The 21,581-nt window shown below is 61.3% G+C and carries 19 protein-coding genes; 12 read left to right on the top strand and 7 right to left on the bottom strand.

Annotation, left to right across the window (positions count from 1 at the left end; translation table 11 throughout):
* Positions 1-20 precede the first annotated feature (20 nt).
* Positions 21-551 (bottom strand): molybdopterin adenylyltransferase, encoded by a 531-nt coding sequence (gene mog, locus I6L33_RS21515; protein WP_010633055.1) that lies wholly within the window; start codon positions 549-551, stop codon positions 21-23.
* 398 nt (positions 552-949) lie between these two features.
* On the opposite strand from mog, the gene I6L33_RS21510 reads away from it, so the two are divergent.
* From I6L33_RS21510 to proX, 10 genes are all read left to right on the top strand, one after another.
* Positions 950-1,291, top strand: a complete 342-nt coding sequence (locus I6L33_RS21510) for a DUF3135 domain-containing protein (protein ID WP_024941464.1) — start codon at positions 950-952, stop codon at positions 1,289-1,291.
* 234 nt (positions 1,292-1,525) lie between these two features.
* Positions 1,526-2,323 carry a threonine/serine exporter family protein gene (locus I6L33_RS21505; RefSeq protein ID WP_005297956.1) on the top strand — a complete coding sequence of 266 codons (798 nt, stop codon included), beginning with the start codon at positions 1,526-1,528 and terminating at the stop codon, positions 2,321-2,323.
* A 118-nt stretch (positions 2,324-2,441) separates the two neighbouring features.
* On the top strand, positions 2,442-2,909 hold the full coding sequence (locus tag I6L33_RS21500) for a threonine/serine exporter family protein (protein ID WP_005297957.1): 468 nt from the start codon (positions 2,442-2,444) through the stop codon (positions 2,907-2,909).
* 24 nt (positions 2,910-2,933) lie between these two features.
* Entirely contained in the window at positions 2,934-3,425 is a 492-nt protein-coding gene (folA, locus tag I6L33_RS21495; RefSeq protein WP_017766390.1) for a type 3 dihydrofolate reductase, read from the top strand.
* Between the two features lie 60 nt (positions 3,426-3,485).
* Complete coding sequence (locus tag I6L33_RS21490) at positions 3,486-4,172, top strand: hypothetical protein (protein ID WP_216973325.1); 687 nt, start codon at positions 3,486-3,488, stop codon at positions 4,170-4,172.
* A 9-nt stretch (positions 4,173-4,181) separates the two neighbouring features.
* The gene (locus tag I6L33_RS21485; RefSeq protein WP_216973324.1) at positions 4,182-4,613 is read left to right on the top strand and encodes a hypothetical protein; all 432 of its coding nucleotides are present in this window, start codon (positions 4,182-4,184) and stop codon (positions 4,611-4,613) included.
* Between the two features lie 10 nt (positions 4,614-4,623).
* A complete protein-coding gene (locus I6L33_RS21480) occupies positions 4,624-5,706 on the top strand; it encodes a hypothetical protein (protein WP_216973323.1) in 1,083 nt (360 codons plus the stop codon).
* A gap of 525 nt (positions 5,707-6,231) precedes the next feature.
* The gene (gene proV / locus I6L33_RS21475) at positions 6,232-7,428 is read left to right on the top strand and encodes a glycine betaine/L-proline ABC transporter ATP-binding protein ProV (protein ID WP_216973322.1); all 1,197 of its coding nucleotides are present in this window, start codon (positions 6,232-6,234) and stop codon (positions 7,426-7,428) included.
* A complete protein-coding gene (gene proW, locus I6L33_RS21470; protein WP_216973321.1) occupies positions 7,425-8,579 on the top strand; it encodes a glycine betaine/L-proline ABC transporter permease ProW in 1,155 nt (384 codons plus the stop codon). Before proV ends, proW begins: the two co-directional genes overlap by 4 nt.
* On the top strand, positions 8,576-9,577 hold the full coding sequence (gene proX / locus I6L33_RS21465; RefSeq protein ID WP_216973320.1) for a glycine betaine/L-proline ABC transporter substrate-binding protein ProX: 1,002 nt from the start codon (positions 8,576-8,578) through the stop codon (positions 9,575-9,577). Before proW ends, proX begins: the two co-directional genes overlap by 4 nt.
* Before the next feature lie 91 nt (positions 9,578-9,668).
* Here the strand turns inward: proX and I6L33_RS21460 are convergent, their stop codons facing one another.
* The 3 genes from I6L33_RS21460 to I6L33_RS21450 are packed head-to-tail and all read right to left on the bottom strand — an operon-like array spanning position 9,669 to position 13,964.
* Complete coding sequence (locus I6L33_RS21460) at positions 9,669-10,475, bottom strand: phosphoadenylyl-sulfate reductase (RefSeq protein WP_216973319.1); 807 nt, start codon at positions 10,473-10,475, stop codon at positions 9,669-9,671.
* Entirely contained in the window at positions 10,465-12,177 is a 1,713-nt protein-coding gene (gene cysI / locus I6L33_RS21455; RefSeq protein ID WP_216973318.1) for an assimilatory sulfite reductase (NADPH) hemoprotein subunit, read from the bottom strand. Before cysI ends, I6L33_RS21460 begins: the two co-directional genes overlap by 11 nt.
* A complete protein-coding gene (locus tag I6L33_RS21450) occupies positions 12,177-13,964 on the bottom strand; it encodes an assimilatory sulfite reductase (NADPH) flavoprotein subunit (RefSeq protein ID WP_216974154.1) in 1,788 nt (595 codons plus the stop codon). Before I6L33_RS21450 ends, cysI begins: the two co-directional genes overlap by 1 nt.
* Positions 13,965-14,162: 198 nt before the next feature.
* On the opposite strand from I6L33_RS21450, the gene I6L33_RS21445 reads away from it, so the two are divergent.
* Positions 14,163-14,969 carry a PhzF family phenazine biosynthesis protein gene (locus tag I6L33_RS21445; RefSeq protein WP_216973317.1) on the top strand — a complete coding sequence of 269 codons (807 nt, stop codon included), beginning with the start codon at positions 14,163-14,165 and terminating at the stop codon, positions 14,967-14,969.
* Between the two features lie 114 nt (positions 14,970-15,083).
* Here I6L33_RS21445 and lysS read toward each other — a convergent pair whose 3' ends face one another.
* The gene (gene lysS / locus I6L33_RS21440) at positions 15,084-16,619 is read right to left on the bottom strand and encodes a lysine--tRNA ligase (RefSeq protein ID WP_005297982.1); all 1,536 of its coding nucleotides are present in this window, start codon (positions 16,617-16,619) and stop codon (positions 15,084-15,086) included.
* A 25-nt stretch (positions 16,620-16,644) separates the two neighbouring features.
* Positions 16,645-17,743, bottom strand: a protein-coding gene (gene prfB / locus I6L33_RS21435; RefSeq protein ID WP_099358782.1) for a peptide chain release factor 2 whose coding sequence is annotated in 2 segments (ribosomal slippage) — positions 16,645-17,667 and positions 17,669-17,743 — 1,098 coding nt in all. Because the reading frame shifts where the segments join, the coding sequence is not laid out codon by codon here.
* A gap of 254 nt (positions 17,744-17,997) precedes the next feature.
* Here prfB and I6L33_RS21430 point away from each other — a divergent pair.
* Positions 17,998-19,869 carry a methyl-accepting chemotaxis protein gene (locus tag I6L33_RS21430; protein ID WP_017780299.1) on the top strand — a complete coding sequence of 624 codons (1,872 nt, stop codon included), beginning with the start codon at positions 17,998-18,000 and terminating at the stop codon, positions 19,867-19,869.
* 187 nt (positions 19,870-20,056) lie between these two features.
* Here the strand turns inward: I6L33_RS21430 and gltS are convergent, their stop codons facing one another.
* Positions 20,057-21,256, bottom strand: a complete 1,200-nt coding sequence (gene gltS / locus I6L33_RS21425) for a sodium/glutamate symporter (RefSeq protein WP_017780300.1) — start codon at positions 21,254-21,256, stop codon at positions 20,057-20,059.
* Positions 21,257-21,581 lie beyond the last annotated feature (325 nt).

The following is a 21,581-nucleotide window of genomic DNA, read 5'->3' as shown; positions in this document are numbered from 1 at the left end:
ATCCCCCGTCCAATCAGCCCTTATTTCTTCGGACGGAACGGCTTGATGACGGCCTCGTCGCACTCGAGATAGGGGCCTTCCATCAGATCGATGCAGTAGGGGATGGCGGGGAAGACCGCATCCAGACATTCGCGGATGGACTTGGGCTTGCCCGGCAGGTTGACGATGAGCGAGCTGCCGCGCAGACCGGCGGTCTGGCGCGACAGGATGGCGGTCGGCACGAACTTGAGGGATTCGGCCCGCATCAGCTCGCCAAAGCCCGGCATCATGCGATCGCACACCGCCTCGGTCGCCTCCGGGGTGACGTCCCGTTTGGCCGGCCCGGTGCCACCTGTGGTGACGATGAGGCTGCACTGCTCCTGGTCCGCCAGCCGGATCAGGGTTGCCTCGATCTGCTCCTGCTCGTCGGGGATCACCTCATAAAGGGGTTCCCATTCCGAGGTCAGATAGGCGTTCAGGGTGTCGATGATGGCCTTGCCGGAGAGATCTTCGTAGATGCCCGCACTGGCGCGATCGCTGACGGTGACGATACCGATTCTTGCCTTGCTCATGGTCTGCTCTTGGTTGCCGCTATAAGTGGCAAATAAAATAACATAATCAGCAAGATATGTTAAACCAGCCAGATCGCGGCGCGAAGGCGAGCGTCAAATGGCAAACTATATTGGCCGCTTCCTTTCAATAAGACATAACATCGGCATATTGCCGTGCCAAAAATGTATAAACGAACCCGCCGCCGATATTCAGGAATAATCGCTTGATCCATAACGAATAACCGGGTCGTGGTTTTCCTGCGCCGTCATCTTTTGGCGCAGCGGGAGGGGAAAGCCGGCCTCATGGATTGAACCGCGGCGGGGTTCGGCTTATATAACACCTGAAGCGATTGGTGAAAATATGAACCGATTGTTGTTGTTTGAGTATCACCATGCAGCGGCTGGCCGCGGGAGGGCATATGGAGTTGCCTGATTTTGATACCTTGAAACGGCTGGCGGTGGCGGAGCCCGAGCGGCTCGATGAGTTGCTTCAGCAAGAGATAGAAGGGCTGATAGACCGGGTCAGTCCGCAGCAGCAAATGCGCCTGCGCGGCCTGCAATTTCGCATCGACTGTCAGCGCCAGCTGGCCAAGAACAATATGGACAGCTGCATCCGGATTGCCGCCATGATGCACGACTCCTTTTATTCCATGCGCTGTGAAATGGTTCAGCTCAATAATCCTGATTATGTTGAACCGCTACCGGAATATAAAGAGAACAACATCCTCTATTTCAGTGATTATTATCGCAAGAGAAAATAATATTATTCTGGATGAGTCATTTTAATATATTCCCGCCATTGTTGTGGTTTCCGGGTGAGGCTATCTGACTGGCGTTGAACTGTTTGGGGTGATTTGTAATCTATTTGATGTATTTTTGTGTCGCTTTTTATTTTATTTGAGTTTGTTTATTGGCGTGATATGTGTAGATGAACGGCGCCGATAGTTAGGCTAACATGGCGACACTTTTTTAATTTGCTACGACTCGAAGGGATTATGAGAAGTATCACACCAAGGCGGGTGCTGTCGCGGGAACAGCAGACGGAGATCACCCGGATCATCGTCAAGGTGGGCCAGATGCTGGCCCAGTTCGGCGCCGAGAGTCGCATCATAGAGCAGACCACGGTCCGGCTCGGCATGGCGCTCGGGCTGGAGAGCGTCGAGATGGCCATCTCCTCCAGCGCCATCGTGCTCACCAGCCTCTATCAGGGCAGTTGCGTCACCACCACCCGGCGGGTGCGCGAGCACGGCATCAACATGCAGGTGGTGTGCGAGATCCAGCGTATCTGCATCATGGCGGAGAAGGATCTGATCGGCGCGCGGGAAGTGCGCCAGCGCCTGGAGGCCATAGTACCGTTTCACTATCACCCCTGGCTGGTGGTGCCCATGGTGGGGCTCTCCTGCGGTGCCTTCAGTCTGCTGTTTGGCGGTGACTGGCCCATCTTCCTGGTGACCTGCTTCTCGGCTTCGGTCGCCATGCGGGCGCGCCAGCTGATGGCGCGTCATCACCACAGCCCCCTCATCAATTTTGCCACCACCGGCTTTATCGCCACCCTGCTCGCCTCCAGCGCGACCTTCTTCAACTGGGGGGCCCAGCCCTATCTCGCCATGGCGGCCAGCGTACTGCTGCTGGTGCCGGGCTTTCCGCTCATCAATGCGGTCTCCGACATGGTGAAGGGTTACTTCAACATGGGGCTGGCCCGTTGGGGCACGGCGACTTTGCTCACCATCAGCGCGGCGATAGGCATCATCCTCGCAATGTCGGTGACCGGTATCTGGGGGTGGAAGGTATGAAGAGCTTTGACGCTGTATCGACCCTGTTGAGCGGGGTAAACCGGCTATCCATCAGCGCACGGAACCATATCGGGATCATTCTCGCCATGTCGGTGACAGGAAGCTGGGGGAGGGAGCCATGATGGATCTGCTCTGGCTGCTGGCCAAGGACGCCTTCTGGTCGGCCATTCCGGCGGTGGGCTTTGCCATGCTGTTCAACGTGCCGCCACGGATGTTGAAGTACTGCGCCATGGGCGGCGCCCTGGCTCACAGCCTGCGCACCCTGCTCATTCACCATGGCATGCCCATCGAGTGGGCCACTCTGGCGGCGGCGACCACGGTCGGTTTTGTCTGCGTCTACTGGTCGCGCCGGCTGCTGGCGCCGCGCCCGGTGTTCAGCGTTGCCTCCATCATTCCCATGATCCCGGGCAGCTACGCCTTCAAGGCGATGATCGCCGTGGTGGAGCTCAATATCTCCGGGGTGACCATGGAGCTTATCCAGAGCGCGGTGGAAAACGGCCTCAAGGCGTTGTTTATCGTGGGGGCCCTGAGTTTCGGTTTGGCGATCCCGTCCCTGGTCGTGTACCGTAATCGCCCCATTATCTGACAGACGGTGCGAGAGGTTGACCCCATGATGATTTCCATGATTGCCGCCATGGCCCACGATCGGGTGATCGGCCTGGACAACCAGATGCCCTGGCACCTGCCGGCGGATCTGGCCCACTTCAAGCGGGTGACCCTGGGCAAGCCGGTGCTGATGGGGCGCAAGACCTTTGAATCCATCGGGCGGCCGCTGCCTGGCCGCCGCAACCTGGTGATCAGCCGCAACCCCGACTACCGGGCCGACGGCGTGGAGGTCATCGACTCGGTGGACGCGGCGCTGGCGCTGCTGGCCGGCAACGACGTGGCCGAGCTGATGGTGATCGGGGGCGGTCATCTCTACGGCCAGCTGCTGCCACGGGCCGACAGACTCTATCTGACCCGCATCGATCTGGCGGTGGAGGGGGATACCCGTTTCCCGGCCTTCGACGAGGGCGACTGGTCCTGCATCGAGCGCGAGTCACATCAGCCCGACGAGAAGAACCCCCACCCCTACCGTTTCGAGACCTGGCAGCGGCGTTGAGACCAGTATGGTCGTGTGACCCCTATTCAATAATGGATTGACGTTTTTTGAGTGAATGACATGGATAGTGATTCAACAGTGCCTATTGCCGCCCTGCTCGCCCAATTTGATTACGCTTCCTGGCCCCGCTTTCCCAAGCGAGAGCCCTATTGTCGCAAGAAGTTGCTAGCAAGGGTTTCAAGTGAAAATCAACTTTACGATCATGCTCGACAATGGATTGACAAGACGCTCGCCAATATCCCCGTTCCTGAAGGGGATGAATACGCGTTGCTGCCAAGGGTCGAGAGTGTTTGCCTGGCGGAGCTGGATCACTTGGTGGGAACAAGCCTGCTGGCAGGCCGTTGGCCACAAACAGAATATCGCCGCTATCCGCTGCTCTATTGGCAACTGGTGCGTTACTACCAGATAGAGTTGCATCGCAGCAGACAGTTGAACCTGTTGCAACCTCATGCAGGATTTGACTTTAGGCGCATGGGGTATGTGGCGATGCTGCTGGCCTTGCTCGGGGATCGCCGTCGTTTGATGGATTGTGTGGCATTGGCTCATAGCGCCCCGGCTATCTGCCCAGCGACTAGGTTTATTCGCCCCTATTTTATAGAAACCTTTGCCTTGCAGCTCACCAGCCGCTTTCTGGAGTGGGGGCCCTTGCCACTGGGCGTCGACCTGGCTCAGGAGCCGCTCTATCTGGCGCTGTTGACCTTGTGGGACAGTGACGATGTTGGCACGGTGGGACATTTGTTGACTTAGGCATGTCATTTGCACACTTACTGCGAGCTCAAGGATCCCCGTTTCCATCGAAAGGAGGCGATCATCGGCTGGTGGTGCTACTGGCCGCTGGAGGTGCTGCTGGTATTGCGCCTGCGTCAATGGGCGGGGTTGCCCTTGCCGGTAGTAGAGCATCCTCTGATGGCTGCGCCTTTTGATGCGCTGCCACCTGCGCTGGAGGATCCCGCCGAGGTGTGGCCTTACGAAGCCTTGCCGCGCCACTTTGCCACCCACTATCCCGAAGCCCCGGCACTGTTGGCGCAGATGTGCCAGCCACCCGCATCCGCCGCGCCCGGTGTCTGGCCAACGCTGAGTGAACTGGAGCAGGTGCTCTCACGTGGTGTGCCCAAATGGCCGCCACAGCGTGGTGATGCTCCCACACCGGGCAGAAAGAGTGCCACGGCATCCTCATCGACCCCATAAGAGAATCTGTATGTCTCCTTGCCTGAGCGCCTTGCTCGCCCAATTTGATTACGCTTCCTGGCCCCGCTTTCCCAAGCGAGAGCCCTATTGTCGCAAGAAGTTGCTAGCAAGGGTTTCCAGTGAAAATCAATTTTACGATAGAGATCGACAATGGATTGACAAGACGCTCGCCAATATCCCCGTTCCTGAAGGGGATGCATACGCGGTGTTGCCAAGGGTTGAGAGCGTTTGCCTGGCGGAGCTGGATCACTTGCTGGGTACAAGCCTGCTGGCAGGCCGTTGGCCACATACAGAATATCGCCGCTATCCGCTGCTCTATTGGCAACTGGTGCGTTACTACCAGATAGAGTTGCATCGCAGCAGACAGTTGAACCTGTTGCAGCCTCATGCAGGATTTGACTTTGGGCGCATGGGGTATGTGGCGATGTTGCTGGCCTTGCTCGGTGATCGCCGTCGTTTGACGGATTGTGTGGCGTTGGTTCATAGCGCCCCGGCTATCTGCCCAGCGACTAGGTATATTCGTCCCTATTTTATAGAAACCTTTGCCTTGCAGCTCACCAGCCGCTTTCTGGGGTGGGGGCCCTTGCCACTGGGCGTCGACCTGGCTCAGGAGCCGCTCTATCTAGCGCTGTTGACCTTGTGGGACAGTGACGATGTGGGCACGGTGGGATATTTGTTGACCCAGGCATGTCATTTGCACACTTACGGCAAGCTCAAGGATCCCCGTTTTCATCGAGAGGAGGCGATCATCGGCTGGTGGCACTACTGGCCGCTGGAGGTGCTGCTGGTATTGCGCCTGCGTCAATGGGCGGGGTTGCCCTTGCCGGTAGTAGAGCATTCCCTGATGGCTGCGCCTTTTGATGCGCTGCCACCTGCGCTGGAGGATCCCGCCGAGGTGTGGCCTTATGAAGCCCTGCCGCGCCACTTTGCCACTCATTACCCCGAAGCTCCGGGACTGTTGGCGCAGATGTGCCAGCCCCCCGCATCCGCAGCGCCCGGTGTCTGGTCTGGTCTGCGCGAGCTGGAGGCAGTTCTGGCCCAAGGTCTCCCTAAATGGCCACCACGGCGGGGTGATGTACTCAAGACCACATGAAAACAAGATAACGGTGACTGCGGTTACTATTGCAAAAGTTCGTACAAGCCAATCCCAAAAGGTGCCGAACTGGTTACCAGATAACAGGACATGGCCTGTGCCCGGCCTTGGTATTGTCCAGTATGTGGAGCTTTTTTATTGCTTCACTTAACTGCCCTCTAGCATTCCCTTATTTATTGCCTGTCTATCAATAGAGCCGTAAGGAATTGCCTAGTCCTTCGGCCTGTGCGGGATCCTGTCTGGTTGCCCTCTCCAATCTGCCTGATTTTCACTTTTCTTGGTTTGTCAAAACGCAATAACGATTAGTTATCTAACGAATGCATTAGTCAATTGTCGATCTTTGCATATAAGTTTGTGTTTTTTGTTGCTCAAATTAACAAGCTAAATCAATTGCTTGTATGTATCTCATTCGGATGGGACTCTTTTGGTTATTTTGTTTTTGCTTTTAATTGCTTAGTGTTAAAAGTAATTGGCTCACGTTCGACGGTTTGCCAGGCAGCCCGTCGGCCAAGAAAAAAGGACAATATGACAGTCAAACTCGAGGTCAAATCACTCTACAAAATCTTCGGCGATCAGCCGGAAAAAGCGTTCAAATTGCTGGCCAAAGGCCATGACCGCGCCAGCATACTGCAAAAAACCGGGCAGACCCTGGGGGTCCAGGATGTCAATCTGGCCATCGACGAAGGGGAGATCTTCGTGGTGATGGGCCTCTCCGGCTCGGGCAAATCCACCCTGGTGCGTCTCTTCAACCGGCTGATCGAGCCGAGCCGCGGTCAGGTGCTGATCGATGGCGAGGATATTGCCGCCATCTCCGACAGCGAGCTGCGTCAGGTACGCCGCAAGAAGATCAGCATGGTATTCCAGTCCTTCGCCCTGATGCCGCACCTGAGCGTGCTGGAAAACACCGCCTTCGGGCTGGAGCTGGCCGGGGTGCCGCTGGCGGAACGTCAGCAGAGCGCCCGCCAGGCGCTGCAGCAGGTGGGGTTGGGGCAGTGGGTCGATGCCTTTCCCGATGCGCTCTCCGGCGGCATGAAGCAGCGGGTCGGGCTGGCCCGTGCCCTTGCCAATGACCCCGACATCCTGCTGATGGACGAGGCTTTTTCGGCGCTGGATCCACTGATCCGCACCGAGATGCAGGATGAGCTGCTCAAGCTGCAGGCCAGCCAGCAGCGTACCATCGTCTTCATCTCTCACGATCTGGACGAGGCGATGCGCATCGGCGATCGCATCGCCATCATGCAGGACGGCCAGCTGGTGCAGGTCGGCACCCCGGACGAGATCCTCAACCAGCCCGCCAACGACTATGTGCGTGCCTTCTTTCGCGGGGTGGATCTGGCCCATGTATTCAGCGCCCGCGACGTGGCCAGCCGCAAGCAGATGCCGCTCATCAAGAAGCACACCACCGACGGGCCGGGCAACGCTCTGCGCCAGCTCAAGGAGCAGGAGCGGGAGTTCGGTTACGTGGTGGATCGCCGGCGTCGCTTCCTCGGGGTCGTCTCGGTGGAGTCGCTCGGTCAGGCGGTAAGGGCCAAAGGCAGCCTGGAGCAGGCGCTGCTGGCGGACATCCAGCCCATCCTGGCGGACACCGCCCTCAACGAACTGATCAGTCAGGTGGCGGCCGCCCACTGTCAGGTGCCCGTGGTCGAGGAGGATGGCACTTATCTGGGCCTCATCTCCAAGGCCAACCTGCTGAACACCCTGGACAGGAGTACCCCGGCATGAAGCGGATGAATTCCCATTTTTTGCTGAGCGGGCTGTTGGCCCTGGTGCTGCTGGCGAGCCCCTCCCTGCGGGCCGATGAGGTGGCGGCCGACCCCTGGGGCGCCACGGCCTCCAGTGCCACCGAGGTGGCCGATCCCTGGAGCGATACCGCCACCGCCGCCACCGACTGGCAGAACCAGATCGAGACGGTGGATACCACAGCCGCCGTCGACTGGCTGGATCCCTTCCAGCAGGCGCTGGTGCCGCTGGACAGCTGGGTCGAGGGTGGCATCGGCTGGCTGGTGGAGAACCTGCGACCGCTGTTCCAGCTGATCCGCGCGCCGGTGGAGCTGACCCTGAACGGCATGACCCATCTGCTGCAGACGGTGCCCTCCACCCTGATGATCGGCCTGCTGACCCTGATCGCCTGGCAACTGGTGAACGGTCGCATGGCGCTGGGGACCCTGGTCTCGCTGGTGATGGTGGGGCTTATCGGCGCCTGGTCCGATGCCATGGTGACCCTGTCGCTGGTACTGACCTCGCTCTTTTTCTGCGTCTTGCTCGGGTTGCCGGCCGGCATCCTGCTGGCGCGGAGCGAGCGACTGTCGCGCTGGACCCGGCCCTTGCTGGATGCCATGCAGACCACCCCGGCGTTCGTCTACCTCATCCCCATCGTGATGCTGTTCGGCATCGGCAACGTGCCCGGGGTGGTGGTGACCGTCATCTTTGCGCTGCCGCCCATGATCCGGCTCACCATGCTGGGGATCCGCCAGGTGCCCTCCGATCTGGTAGAGGCGGCCCACTCGTTCGGTGCCAGCCCCTCCCAGCTGCTGTTCAAGGTACAGCTGCCGCTCGCCATGCCCACCATCATGGCCGGGGTCAACCAGACCCTGATGCTGGCGCTCTCCATGGTGGTGATCGCCTCCATGATCGCGGTAGGGGGCCTCGGCCAGATGGTGCTGCGCGGCATCGGCCGGCTTGACATGGGGCTCGCCTCCATCGGCGGCCTCGGCATAGTGCTGCTGGCCATCGTGCTCGACCGCCTCACCCAGGCGATGGGGCAGCCGGATCGCAACCGGACCGGACGCTGGTATCAGCGCGGCCCCGCCGCCCTGCTGCTGCGCCTGCTCGGTCGCGACAAGCCAATCGATTACAAAGGAGTAAATGCATGAGACTGATCACCAAGACGCTGACCCTGGGCTCCCTGCTGCTGAGCGCCCAGCTGTTCGGCCCGTTCGCCATGGCCAGTACCGAGCTGCCGGGGGAGGGCGTGCGCGTTCAGCCCCTGCAGAGCTCGTTGCCGGAGGAGAGCTTTCAGACCCTGTTGGTCAGCAAGCTGATGGCGCGCCTCGGCTATGACGTCCTGCCGGCTCAGGAGGTGGACTACAACGTGGCTTACGCCTCGGTGGCGCAGGGGGATGGCACTTTTCTGGCCTTCAACTGGATACCGCTGCAAAACAACAAGTACGAACAGGCTGGCGGCGACAAGGTGTTTTTCCGTGAGGGCACCTATGTGGCCGGGGCCGCTCAGGGTTATCTCATCGACAAGCAGACCGCGACCCGCTATGGCATCACCAACCTGGGACAGCTCAAGGATCCCAAGCTGGCTGCGCTGTTTGACGGCGATGGCGACGGCAAGGCCGATCTCATCGGTTGCAACCCGGGCTGGGGTTGCGAAGAGGCGATCAACCGCCATCTGGCCGAGTTCGGGCTGACCCCCACCGTCACCCACAAGCAGGGTAACTATGCGGCGCTCATCGCCGATACCCAGGCTCGCTTCAAGAGCGGCAAGCCGGTGCTCTACTACACCTGGACCCCCTACTGGCTCAGCAGCGAGCTGGTGCCCGGCCGGGATGTGGTGTGGCTACAGGTGCCCGCCGATGGCCCTGATGCGGCCAAGACCCGGCTGCCGAACGGCAAGAACTACGGCTTCCCGGTCAACACAATGCACATCGTCGCCAACAAGCGGTTCGCCGAGGCCAACCCGGCGGCCGCCAAGCTCTTCTCCATCGTCAAGCTGCCACTCAATGACATCAACGTGCAGAACGGCCTGATGAACAAGGGACAGAACAAGCCGGCGGATGTGGAGCGTCACGCCGATGCCTGGCTCAAGGGCCATGAGGCGCTGGTGAACGACTGGCTGACCCAGGCGCGCGCCGCCGCCAGGTAATGAGGGCGGTAGGTCGCTTTTTTGCGCAAAGAAAAACGCCCGGCAGTTGCCGGGCGTTTTTTATGGGAGCCGTGCGGGTGGAAAGTCCGGCTTAGATGCCGGAGCCATCGCTCTCGCCACTCTCCTCGTGCAGACCGCACTCGCGCTTGAGGCCGAAGAAGCGGGTCTGCTCCTCGCTCATGCCGGGCTCCCACTTGGTGGTGGTGTGCACGTCGCCGACCGACAGGTAGCCCTGCTCCCACAAGGGGTGGTAGGGGAGGTCGAACTCCTTGAAGTAGTAGAAGACGTCCTTGTTGCTCCAGTCGATCACCGGCAGGAACTTGAAGCGACCGCGCTGGATGGCCAGCACCGGCAGCTTGCCCCGGCTGCCGGATTGCTCCCGGCGCAGGCCAGAGAACCAGGTGCGGGCGCCCAGCTCGTTCAGGGCGCGGTCCATGGGCTCCACCTTGTTGAGCTGGTTGTAGCGGGTGATCCCCTCCACTCCCTGCTCCCACAGCAGGCCGAAGCGGGCCTCCTGCCAGGCAGGGGTGAGCGCGGCCCGGTAGATCTTGAGGTTGAGGGCGAGACGCTCGGTCAGCTCGTCGATGAAGCGGTAGGTCTCGGGGAAGAGATAACCGGTATCGGTCAGCACCACGGGCACGTCGGCCCGCTCGCGGCTCACCAGGTGCAGCATCAGCGCCGCCTGGATGCCGAAGCTCGACGACAGCACGTGCTCCCCCGGCAGGTTGGCCAGGGCCCAGTGCACCCGCTCGGGGGCGCTCATGGCGTCCAGCGCCCGGTTGAGGGGGGCCAGCGCCTCGACCTGCTCCTCCCGGCCCAGGGCCAGCAGGGCGTCGAGGTCGAGCCGGCCGTCGGCGGTGCGCGCCAGCCGGGCTGTATCAGTCTGTTCAGGCTGCATAGAAGTCCCTCGCGGAGTCGATGACCGGGGCTATGATCCCGGCGCGAATGGCGAAATCGCCGAAGCACTCGCCAGGGTTGCGATCCTTGGCCCAACGGCCGATCAGGGCGTCCAGCTCGGCCAGGATCTGCGGCTCAGTGATGTTCTCCAGGTGCAGGCGCGGGATGCGGGTCCCCTCCAGGTTGCCCCCCAGGTGCAGGTTGTAGCGGCCCGGCGCCTTGCCCACCAGACCCACCTCCGCCAGCATGGCGCGGCCGCAGCCGTTGGGGCAGCCGGTGACCCGGAAGATGATGGCGTCATCCGCCAGGCCGTGCTTGGCCAGCAAGCCTTCGATGTCGGTGACGAAGGCGGGCAGCATGCGCTCGGCCTCGGCCATCGCCAGCGGGCAGGTAGGCAGGGCCACACAGGCCATGGACTGCTTGCGCTGCTCGCTCACGCCGTCGTCGAGCAGGCCGTACTGGCGGGCCAGAGCCTCGATGCGGGCCTTCTCGCCGGCCGGGACGCCGGCGATGATGAGGTTCTGGTTGGCGGTCAGGCGGAAGTCCCCCTGGTGCACCTTGGCGATCTCCAGCATGCCGGTCTTGAGGGGCTTGCCCGGGAAGTCCAGCAGGCGGCCGTTCTCGATAAACAGGGTCAGGTGGTGCTTGCCGTCGATCCCCTCGACCCAACCGAAGCGATCACCACGGCTGGTGAACTCATAGGGGCGCACCGGCCCGAACTGGATGCCGGCACGGTTCTCCACCTCGGCCTTGAAGGCTTCGACGCCGACGCGCTCGAGGGTGTACTTGGTCTTGGCGTTCTTGCGGTTGACCCGGTTGCCCCAGTCGCGCTGGGTGCTGACCACGGCGGCCGCCACCTCCAGCACGTGGGAGAGCGGCACGAAACCGAAGTCGCTCGCTTTGCGCGGATAAGTGGTGGTGTCACCGTGGGTCATGGCCAGACCACCGCCCACCAGCACGTTGAAGCCCACCAGCTTGCCACCTTCGGCGATGGCCACGAAGTTCAGATCGTTGGCGTGGATGTCCACGTCGTTGTGGGGCGGGATCACCACGGTCGTCTTGAATTTGCGCGGCAGGTAGTTGGAACCCAGGATCGGCTCCTCGTCATCCCCCAGCTTCTCGCCGTCCAGCCAGATCTCCACGTAGGCGCGGGTCTTGGGCAGCAGGTGCTCGGAGATCTTCTTGGCCCACTCGTAGGCCTCCTGGTGCAGCTCGGACTCCACCGGGTTGCTGGTGCAGAGCACGTTGCGGTTCACGTCGCCGGCGGTGGCGATGGAATCGATGCCGGTGCTGTTGAGGGTCTGGTGCATCAGCTTGATGTCGCGCTTCAGTACCCCGTGGAACTGGAAGGTCTGGCGGGTAGTCAGGCGGATGCTGCCGTACAGGCTGTGTTCCTCGGCGAACTTGTCGATCACCAGCCACTGGGCCGGGGTGATGATGCCGCCGGGCAGGCGGGCACGCAGCATGACGTTGTGCAGTGGCTCCAGCTTCTGGGCCGCGCGCTCGGGGCGAATGTCGCGGTCATCCTGCTGATACATGCCGTGAAAGCGGATCAGCTGGAAGTTGTCGCCGTTGAAGCCGCCAGTGAGCGGGTCCTTGAGATCCTGCTCTATGGTACCGCGCAGGAAGTTGCTCTCGCGCTTGAGGCGCTCGTTGTCGGCCAGCGGTCCTTCGACCGGTCCCGGAATAACTTGTTTGCTCATCAGTAGACATCCCTTTGATAACGTTTGGCACGACGCAATTCGCTCAGATACTCTTCTGCTTCCTCACGGCTCTTCTGGCCATGTTCGGCAATCACTTCCAGCAGGGCTTCCTGCACATCTTTCGCCATGTGGTTGGCGTCGCCACACACATAGAAGTGTGCGCCGGCTTCCAGCCACTGGTAGAGCTCGAGCCCTGCCTCTCGCAGGCGGTCCTGCACATAAATCTTGTTGGCCTGATCCCGGCTGAAGGCCAGGGAGATCTTCGACAGCAGGCCGGATTTCACATAGCGCTGCCACTCCACCTGATAGAGGAAATCCTGGGTAAAGTGCGGATTGCCGAAGAAGAGCCAGTTCTTGCCGTCGGCCCCTTGCGCTTCCCGCTCCTGCAAGAAGGCCCGGAAGGGGGCGATGCCGGTGCCCGGGCCCACCATGATGACAGGGGTATCGGGGTTAGCAGGCAGGCGGAAGTTGTCGTTGTGCTCCACGAATACCCGCACCTCGGCATCTTCCGGCAGACGGTCCGCCAGATAGGAGGAGGCGGCGCCGCTGCGCACTGTGCCGTCTTCCTGCGGGTAGCGCACTACGCCGACGGTCAGGTGCACCTCTTCCTCCACCTCGCTCTGGCTGGAGGCGATGGAGTAGAGGCGCGGAGTGAGCGGGCGCAGCAGGCCGATCAGCTGTTCGGCTGTGAGCGCGGTCGGGAAGCGTTTGAGCACATCCACTACCTGGGCAGAGGCCACCAGGGCGTTGACCTGGGCCTTGTCGCCGGCCAGATCCTTGAGGGCCGCGTTGTCCGATATGTCAGCGAGCCCTGTGATAAAGCCGCCGTGCAAGCGGGTCAGCTCCAGCTCGCGGCTGAGCACCTCGCGCAGGCTACCGCGAGCGGTGGCTTCGTCGCCGGAAAGATGAGCCAGCGCCAAGACCTCACCGACCAGGTCGGCATCGTTGTCAAACCAGATGCCCAGCGCATCCCCTGGCTGATAGCGGATGCCGGACTCTTCCAGGCTGATCTCGATGTGGCGGATATCCTTGGTCGAGTCGCGACCGGTGATCTTCTGGTTGACCGAGAGCCTGGCCGGGAAGGGGTTCTCCTTGCTGTACTGGCTGTGGCCGACCGCCTGCTGTACCGCGCTGGCTACGCTGCTGCCGGCGGGGCCGGCAGAGAGGGTGGCGGCGATGGCGTTGAGCGCCTGTTCGCCCCACGCCTTGGCGGCATCCTGATAATCCACGTCCAGGCTGGCGAGTTCATGCACCCGGTCGGCGCCGGCCTTGGTCAGCAGGCTGTCAAAGTCCTTGCCGGTCTGGCAGAAGAACTCATAGGAGCTGTCACCCAGCCCCAGCACGGCGAACTTGAGCCCTTCCAGCTTGCCGACCTTGCCCTTCTTGAGCTGCTCGTACAGATCGACCGCGCTCTCCGGCGGTTCACCCTCCCCGTAAGTGCTCACTACCAGCAGCAGGTGGGTCTCTTTCTTGAGCTGCTTGGGTTTGTAGTCCGCCATGGAGGTGAGGGTCACCGGCAGGCCACGGGCCTCGGCCTGCGCCTTGATGGCGCTGGCCACGCCCTTGGCGTTGCCGGTCTGGGAGCCGTAGAGAATGGTCAGATTGCCGCTGGGGGTGGCTGCTGCCCCGGTCACGACAGGCTGGCTGCCCGCCTGGGAGAGACCGTAGAGATAACCGCTCACCCAGGCAAGTTGCTGGGTATTGAGGGTCGATAGCGCCTGGCTCAGCTGTCGCTGCTGCTCGTCAGAGAGGGGAGTCAGGTTGGTCAGGGAGTCCTTCAATTGCATCACACACGTCTTCCATGGTCTGATTTTTGGTCAGGTTAAGGGGTGTGATGGATAACAACAAAGAATAAAAATGTCTTTTTTATTCTATTACTGCATTAAAAAGATGATGGAAAGGGTCGCAAGGCGACTCAGGTCGACAGGGTTCACATGGTATAAAGGGCAATGAATGAGCCCGTATTACCCACACAGGAAGCGTGAATGTCGATCATCAGCTTGTTTCATGTCAATGCCTTCAGCCGCCACCCCTTTGGCGGCAACCCGGCGGTGGTGGCGCTGGGGCCGAATCAGCCGGATGCCACCCTGCTGGCCATGGCGGCCGAGTTCAACCAGTCGGAGACCGCCTTTCTGGTGCCTTTGGGCCGCTCCCGCTACCAGCTGCGCTGGTTCACCCCCGAGCTGGAAGTGGATCTCTGCGGTCACGGCACTCTGGCGGCGGCCCACGTATTGTGGCAGACGGGGGCGGTGGCAGAGGATGAGGTCATTGGCTTCGAGACCCGCAGCGGCGAGCTGCTGGCCCGGCGCGAAGGGGTGTGGATCTGGCTCGATTTCCCGCGCATTGCCCCGGCGCCGCTCGAGCTGGATCCAGCCTATGCGGCGGCGGTCGGTTGCCAGCCACTGCACACCCTGGCGGCTGGCGCCAAGTTCTTGCTGGAGCTCGCCTGCGAGGAGGAGGTCCGCGCGCTCAGCCCAGATTTTCAGGCCCTGCGTGCGCTGCCCGGTCGCGGCCTGATGGTGACGGCGCCTTCGCGCGATCCAGACCATGACTTCGTCTCCCGCTACTTCGCCCCCTGGGTCGGGGTAGACGAGGATCCGGTGACCGGCTCCAACCACTGCGCCCTGGTGCCCTTCTGGGCCGAACGGCTCGGCAAACAGCAACTGCGGGCCCGCCAGATCTCGGCCAGGGGCGGTGAGCTGCGGCTTGAATTGAAGGGAGATCGGGTGCTGATGGCCGGTCAGGCCGTCACCCTGTGGCAGGGGGAGTGGCAGCTGCCACCTGCCTCATAAGCGCGAGACTAACGGTGGCTTGAGTGTTCGCCAGCGGTTTGTGTCCACCATAAAAAACGCCCCGCAGTGGCGGGGCGTTTTGATTGTCATGGACGGCAGCGTTCTACCACGGCCTTACTTCTGCGGACGCAGAGCCGGGAACAGGATGACGTCGCGGATGGTGTGGCTGTTGGTGAACAGCATCACCAGACGGTCGATACCGATACCCTGACCGGCAGTCGGCGGCAGACCGTGTTCCAGCGCGGTGACGAAGTCGGCGTCGTAGAACATAGCTTCGTCATCGCCGGCGGCTTTCTGGTCAACCTGAGCCTGGAAGCGCTCGGCCTGATCTTCCGCATCGTTCAGCTCGGAGAAGCCGTTGGCCAGCTCACGGCCACCGATGAAGAATTCGAAGCGGTCGGTGACGTCCGGGTTCTGGTCGTTGCGACGGGCCAGCGGAGAGACGGCGGCCGGGTACTCGGTGATGAAGGTCGGTTGCAGCAGCATGTGTTCCACGGTCTCTTCGAAGATCGCGGTGATCACGTGGCCCAGCTCCCAGCTCTTCATCAGCTCGATGTGCAGGCGCTTGGCGACGGCGGTGGCCTTCTCCAAGGTCGCCAGATCGTCACGGGTCACATCCGGGTTGTACTTCAGGATGGAGTCAACCATGGAGAGGCGCTGGAACGGCTGACCGAAATCGATGGTCAGGCCCTCTTCGCCCTCTTTGGCGTAACGGATCTTGGTGTCGCCCAGGATGTCTTGCGCCAGGGTGCGCAGCATCTCTTCGGTGAGATCCATCAGATCGATGTAGTCGGCGTAGGCCATATAGAACTCGAGCATGGTGAACTCGGGGTTATGGCGAACGGAGATACCTTCGTTACGGAAGTTGCGGTTGATCTCGTAGACACGCTCGAAGCCACCGACCACCAGACGCTTCAGATAGAGTTCCGGAGCGATACGCAGGTACATGTCGATGTCCAGCGCATTGTGGTGGGTGATGAACGGACGGGCAGAGGCGCCACCCGGGATGACCTGCATCATGGGGGTTTCCACTTCCATGAAGCGCTTGTCGTTCAGGAACTTGCGGATACCGGCCACGACCTTGGTACGGGTCACGAAGGTCTTGCGGGACTCTTCGTTGGCGATCAGATCCAGGTAACGCTGACGGCAGCGGGCTTCCTGGTCGGTCAGACCTTTGTGCTTCTCGGGCAGTGGGCGCAGGGCTTTGGTCAGCAGGCGAATGTCGGAGACGTGAACGGAGAGTTCGCCTGTGTTGGTGCGGAACAGGGTACCTTCGACACCCACGATATCGCCCAGATCCCACTTCTTGAACTGCTCGTTGTAGAAGCCTTCCGGCAGGTCGTCACGGGTGACGTAGACCTGGATCTTGCCTGCCATGTCCTGCAGGGTGGCGAAAGACGCCTTGCCCATGATCCGGCGGGTCATGATGCGACCGGCAATCTTCACCCGTTTACCCAGTGCGGCCAGCTCGTCGGCGCTCTTGTCGCCAAACTCGGCGTGCAGATCGCCGGAGAGGTGGTCACGACGGAAGTCGTTGGGGAAGGGGTTGCCCTGGGCGCGCAAGGCGGCCAGCTTGGAACGACGCTCCTGCATCTCGTTGTTCAGTTCGAGAGTTTGGTCGACTTCCGGAGTGGTGGTTTGTTCAGACATGGTGATTCCTGCTGTTCTGTTTTTTTTACAGGCCTGACTTCAGGCTAGCTTCGATAAACTTGTCCAGATCGCCGTCGAGTACCGCCTGGGTATTGCGGGTTTCGACGCCGGTACGTAGATCCTTGATGCGCGCATCATCCAGCACATAGGAACGGATCTGGCTGCCCCAGCCGATGTCGGACTTGGTCTCTTCGAGGGCTTGCTTCTCGGCATTCTGCTTCTGAATTTCCAGCTCGTAGAGCTTGGCTTTCAGCTGCTTCATACACTGATCTTTGTTTTTGTGCTGGGAACGATCGTTCTGGCACTGTACCACGACCCCAGTGGGAATGTGGGTAATACGTACCGCGGATTCGGTCCGGTTGACGTGCTGACCACCGGCGCCGGAGGCACGGTAGACGTCGATGCGCAGGTCGGCCGGGTTGATCTCGATGTCGATGTCATCGTCGATCTCGGGGTAGACGAACACGGAGCAGAACGAGGTGTGGCGACGACCGCCGGAATCGAACGGCGATTTGCGCACCAGGCGGTGGACGCCGGTCTCGGTGCGCAGCCAGCCGAAGGCGTACTCACCGGTGAACTTGATGGTGGCGGACTTGATGCCGGCCACGTCGCCTTCGGAGCATTCGATGAGCTCCGGCTTGTAGCCGTGGGCATCGCCCCAGCGCAGGTACATGCGCAGCACCATGTTGGCCCAGTCCTGGGCCTCGGTACCGCCGGAGCCGGACTGGATGTCGATGTAGCAGTCGGAGGGATCGTGCTGACCGGAGAACATGCGGCGGAACTCGAGGTCCACCAGCTTGGACTCCAGCACGTCGGCTTCGGCCACGGCTTCGTTGAAGGTATCTTCGTCTTCACCTTCCACGGCCAGCTCGACCAGCATGGCCACGTCGTCAGCACCCTGGGTCAGGGTGTCGATGGTGCCGACCACGTTTTCCAGCGCGACGCGCTCCTTGCCCAGCGCCTGTGCGCGCTCGGGTTCATTCCAGACGTCCGGCTGTTCCAGCTCGGCGTTGACCTCTTCTAGACGCTCTTTCTTGGCGTCATAGTCAAAGGTACCCCCTAAGCAGCTCGGTCCTCTCAGACAGCTCCTTAAGCTTGTTTAATACAGGATTGACTTCAAACATCGTGAAAACTCTCGGGGTCGATGTGATTTAAAAACGGGATATTCTAGCCAATTGTGGAAGGAATAAACAGGGTCGGCTGTCCTTGTGCGTGCCCGGTAGTCAATTTCTGGTGCAGTTTTCCCCAACTCGGTGGAAAATATCGCCCACCGCCCCATTTTCCGGTTCAGTTTTGTGCCGACGGGTCGTTAATAACTACGCAGTGCTGTGCACTTTTTGGGAAATCCTGTTCCTGACCTCCATAAGAAGAACGCATGATGAAAAATCTATCACTCAAGCAGAAGATACTGTTGTCAGTGGTCATCGCCCTCTCGCTGGTGATCCTGCTGCTCTCCTGGCAGAGCTACACCAGCCAGAAGTCCCTGTTGCTGCAAGGCAGTCAGGAACAGGTGCAGCGCCTCGGCAACCAGCAGGCCGCCAGCGTCAGTGACTGGCTCGCGGCCCGTCGCGACGTCATTCAGGCGCTCGGCAACAAGGCCGGTGCCGAACCCCTCAACGCCCTGCAACAGGCGCAAGTCTCCGGCCGCTTCCAGCTCACCTACTTTGGCGAGAGCAGCGGCAAGATGAACGACTCCGATCCCTCCATCAATCGTGACGGTTACGATCCCCGCTCCCGTGGCTGGTATCAGGAGGCGATGGGCAAGGGCGGCATGATCGTCACCAAGCCTTACCTTGACGTGGCCTACAACATCATGGTGGTGACCCTGGCCCAGCCGGCGCAGGGCGGCGTGGTCGGTGGCGACCTCTCCATCGCCTCCCTGGTGGAAGACGTCACCAAGATGAAGCTGCCGGCCGACGGCTTCGCCATCATGATGCACAAGGATGGCACCGTCATCGCCTACAAGGACGCGGCCAAGGCGATGAAACCGGCCACCGAGATCGACAACGATCTGACCAATGCCCTGATCGAGCAGAGCAAGACCAGCAACAGCCTGGTGCCGGCCTACTTCGACGGCGAAGGGCGCGACAAGCTGCTGTGGGCGGTGGATATTCCCGACACCGACTGGGAGCTGGTGCTGGTGCTGGACAAGGAGACTCTGGAGGCGCCGCTCTCTTCCCTGCTGATGACTCAGCTCGGCCTGGCCCTGCTGGTGCTGGTGGGCAGCATCCTCGCCATCTCCTGGCTGGTCAGCCTGCTGCTCGGCCCGCTCGGCAAGGTCTCCCAGGCGCTGGCCCGCATCGCCGACGGTAACGGCGATCTGACCCAGCGCATCAAGATCGACACCAACGACGAGGTGGGTCAGCTGGCCAACAGCTTCAACCGCTTCGTCGGCAGCCAGCACCAGCTGATCGGCAACATCCGTCAGCTGGCCAACGAACTGAACGCCGATGCCGAGCGCAGTCTGGTGACCAACCAGGCCGCCGTGGACGAGCTGCAGCGCCAGCAACAGGAGGTGACCATGGTCGCCACCGCGGTCACCGAGATGGCGAGCGCCACCATGGAGATCGCCGGCAACGCCGAGAACACTGCCGCCGCGGCCCAGCAGTCTGCCCAGAGCAGTGAGCAGGGCAAGATGCTGGTGAACCAGACTCGTCAGTCCATCAACGGTCTGGCCGAGGAAGTGGGGCAGGCGACCGAGGTGATCGGCGAGCTGAGCCGCCACGCCCAGGCCATCTCCGGCATCCTCTCCACCATTCAGGGCATCGCCGAGCAGACCAACCTGCTGGCACTGAACGCCGCCATCGAAGCGGCCCGTGCCGGTGAACAGGGTCGCGGTTTCGCGGTAGTGGCGGACGAGGTGCGGGTGCTGTCGCGCCGTACCCAGGACTCCACCCAGGAGATCCAGTCCACCATCGAGACCTTACAGCAGACCACGGCCCGCGCGGTGAGCCTGATGCAGACCAGCCAGGGGCTGGCGGACAACAGCGTGAAAGACGCCGATGCCGCCGCCGCTGCGCTCGAAGAGATCACTCAGGCAGTCAGCCTCATCTCCGACATGGCAGGCCAGATCGCCACGGCCGCCGAGGAGCAGACCCAGGTGACCGGCGAGATCACCCAGAACACCACCGCCATCAAGGATGTGAGTGACGAGATCACCGCCGCCGCCATGCGCGATCTGGATCAGGCCGAGAGTCTCAAGGGGCGGGCCACCGACCTGAACAAGCAGGTCTCGACCTTTATCCTGTAAGTGCTTGAACGCGGCGAACACGGCCGCCATGACCAAGCCCCGCACTCTGCCGAGTGCGGGGCTTTTTGTTTATGGGTCTCGCCACGGCTATCCATGAAGGAAGTGGTGCAGAGAAGTTGGCCAGCAGAAATGGCACAGAGCCCACCAGGGGGTGGGCTCTGTTCATATACGTCTGACGGGAAAGGAATTACAGGAAGGGCAGTGCCAGGAACAGCTTGATCACCATGGCGTTGATGATGTCGATGAAGAAGGCGCCCACCATGGGCACTACCAGAAACGCCAGGTGGGAGGGACCGAAGCGCTGGGTGATGGCCTGCATGTTGGCGATGGCGGTGGGGGTGGCCCCCAGACCAAAGCCGCAGTGGCCCGCTGCCAGTACGGCCGCATCATAGTTGCGGCCCATTACCCGGAAGGTGACGAAGATGGCGTAGAGCGCCATGGCCACGGTCTGGGCCGCCAGCAGGATGAAGATGGGCAGCGCCAGGTTGGCCAGATCCCACAGTCGCAGGCTCATTAGCGCCATCGCCAGGAACAGCGACAGACTGACGTTGCCGAGCAGGGAGACTTCGCGGTCGCTCACCTCGTGCCAGTTGAGCAGGGTCAGCACGTTGCGCAGCAGCACGCCGACGAACAGCACGCAGACGAACACCGGCAGCTCGAAGGCGCCGCCCTTGAGGTAGGCGGAGAGCATCTCGCCCCCCTTCAGGCTGATGGCGATCAGCGCCAGGGTCTCGATCAGGCTGAAGGTGGTGAGCGGGCGCTCCATGTCCGGCATCTCGAAGCCTTGCGGCGCGTCGTCCCGGTTGTGCTCCTCGCCGGGCACCTGCACCTTCTTCACCAGATAGCGGGCAACCGGACCACCGATCAGGCCCCCCAGCACCAGGCCGAAGGTGGCACAGGCGATGGCGAGCTCGGCGGCGGATTGCACCCCGTACTTCTCGGTGAAGGTGGCGCCCCAGGCCGCCCCGGTGCCGTGGCCGCCGGAGAGGGTGATGGAGCCGGCCAGCAGCCCCATGTGGGGATCCAGACCGAGCAGGGTGGCCAGACCCACCCCCAGGCTGTTCTGCACCAGCAGCAGGCCGGTGACCACCAGCAGGAAGGTGAGCACCGCCTTGCCGCCGCGCTTGAGGCTGGCGAGATCGGCGGAGAGACCGATGGAGGCGAAGAACGCCAGCATCAGCGGGGTTTGCAGGCTGGTATCGAACTGCAGCTCCATTTGCAGGGTGGCGCGCAGCAGCAGCAGCACCAGGGCGACCACCAGGCCGCCGGCAACCGGTTTGGGGATGTTGAAGGTGCGCAGCAGCCCGACTCGGGTCACCAGCAGACGACCGAGCAGCAACACCAGGGTGGCTGCGACCAGGGTGGCGTAGGAATCAAGTTGTAGCATTCAGTACTCCCATGTTGATTGGCTGTGTCTTTCGTTGATGCAGACTCACAGATTCAGCCGGGATAAAAACAGTGTGGCTCAGGTGCCAACAAAGAAGGGGCGCCATGCCCCCGCCCCACGTAAGAATGGGACCGGTGCGGGCCTGAATTGATCAGGCATCCAGATGAGATTTATGAAAAATCGAGCGGATAGTAGCAAAAAACACCACTTATATCCACATTTGTCAGATAAATGGTCGCTCATTGTGTTTGTTGTGAAATTTAACACTATCGGGTTAGTCGCGGTGCAAGCCGGGGTGAGGGCTATTTCCTGGCTGTCATTTGGG

The organism is Aeromonas sp. FDAARGOS 1403 (assembly GCF_019047325.1).
Lineage (GTDB): Bacteria > Pseudomonadota > Gammaproteobacteria > Enterobacterales > Aeromonadaceae > Aeromonas > Aeromonas dhakensis.
The sequence above is the reverse complement of the archived record's forward strand: the minus strand, read 5'-3'. Positions and strand labels throughout refer to the sequence as shown.

Excerpts from the sequence above, each read along its gene's own strand:
- I6L33_RS21500 (WP_005297957.1), top strand. The coding sequence starts at position 2,442 with ATGATGGATCTGCTCTGGCTGCTGGCCAAGGACGCCTTCTGGTCGGCC.
- lysS (WP_005297982.1), bottom strand. The coding sequence starts at position 16,619 with ATGTCTGAACAAACCACCACTCCGGAAGTCGACCAAACTCTCGAACTG.
- cysI (WP_216973318.1), bottom strand. The coding sequence starts at position 12,177 with ATGAGCAAACAAGTTATTCCGGGACCGGTCGAAGGACCGCTGGCCGAC.
- proV (WP_216973322.1), top strand. The coding sequence starts at position 6,232 with ATGACAGTCAAACTCGAGGTCAAATCACTCTACAAAATCTTCGGCGAT.
- I6L33_RS21445 (WP_216973317.1), top strand. The coding sequence starts at position 14,163 with ATGTCGATCATCAGCTTGTTTCATGTCAATGCCTTCAGCCGCCACCCC.
- I6L33_RS21480 (WP_216973323.1), top strand. The coding sequence starts at position 4,624 with ATGTCTCCTTGCCTGAGCGCCTTGCTCGCCCAATTTGATTACGCTTCC.
- I6L33_RS21430 (WP_017780299.1), top strand. The coding sequence starts at position 17,998 with ATGAAAAATCTATCACTCAAGCAGAAGATACTGTTGTCAGTGGTCATC.
- I6L33_RS21460 (WP_216973319.1), bottom strand. The coding sequence starts at position 10,475 with ATGCAGCCTGAACAGACTGATACAGCCCGGCTGGCGCGCACCGCCGAC.
- I6L33_RS21450 (WP_216974154.1), bottom strand. The coding sequence starts at position 13,964 with ATGCAATTGAAGGACTCCCTGACCAACCTGACTCCCCTCTCTGACGAG.
- proW (WP_216973321.1), top strand. The coding sequence starts at position 7,425 with ATGAAGCGGATGAATTCCCATTTTTTGCTGAGCGGGCTGTTGGCCCTG.
- proX (WP_216973320.1), top strand. The coding sequence starts at position 8,576 with ATGAGACTGATCACCAAGACGCTGACCCTGGGCTCCCTGCTGCTGAGC.
- gltS (WP_017780300.1), bottom strand. The coding sequence starts at position 21,256 with ATGCTACAACTTGATTCCTACGCCACCCTGGTCGCAGCCACCCTGGTG.
- I6L33_RS21505 (WP_005297956.1), top strand. The coding sequence starts at position 1,526 with ATGAGAAGTATCACACCAAGGCGGGTGCTGTCGCGGGAACAGCAGACG.
- folA (WP_017766390.1), top strand. The coding sequence starts at position 2,934 with ATGATGATTTCCATGATTGCCGCCATGGCCCACGATCGGGTGATCGGC.
- I6L33_RS21510 (WP_024941464.1), top strand. The coding sequence starts at position 950 with ATGGAGTTGCCTGATTTTGATACCTTGAAACGGCTGGCGGTGGCGGAG.
- I6L33_RS21490 (WP_216973325.1), top strand. The coding sequence starts at position 3,486 with ATGGATAGTGATTCAACAGTGCCTATTGCCGCCCTGCTCGCCCAATTT.
- mog (WP_010633055.1), bottom strand. The coding sequence starts at position 551 with ATGAGCAAGGCAAGAATCGGTATCGTCACCGTCAGCGATCGCGCCAGT.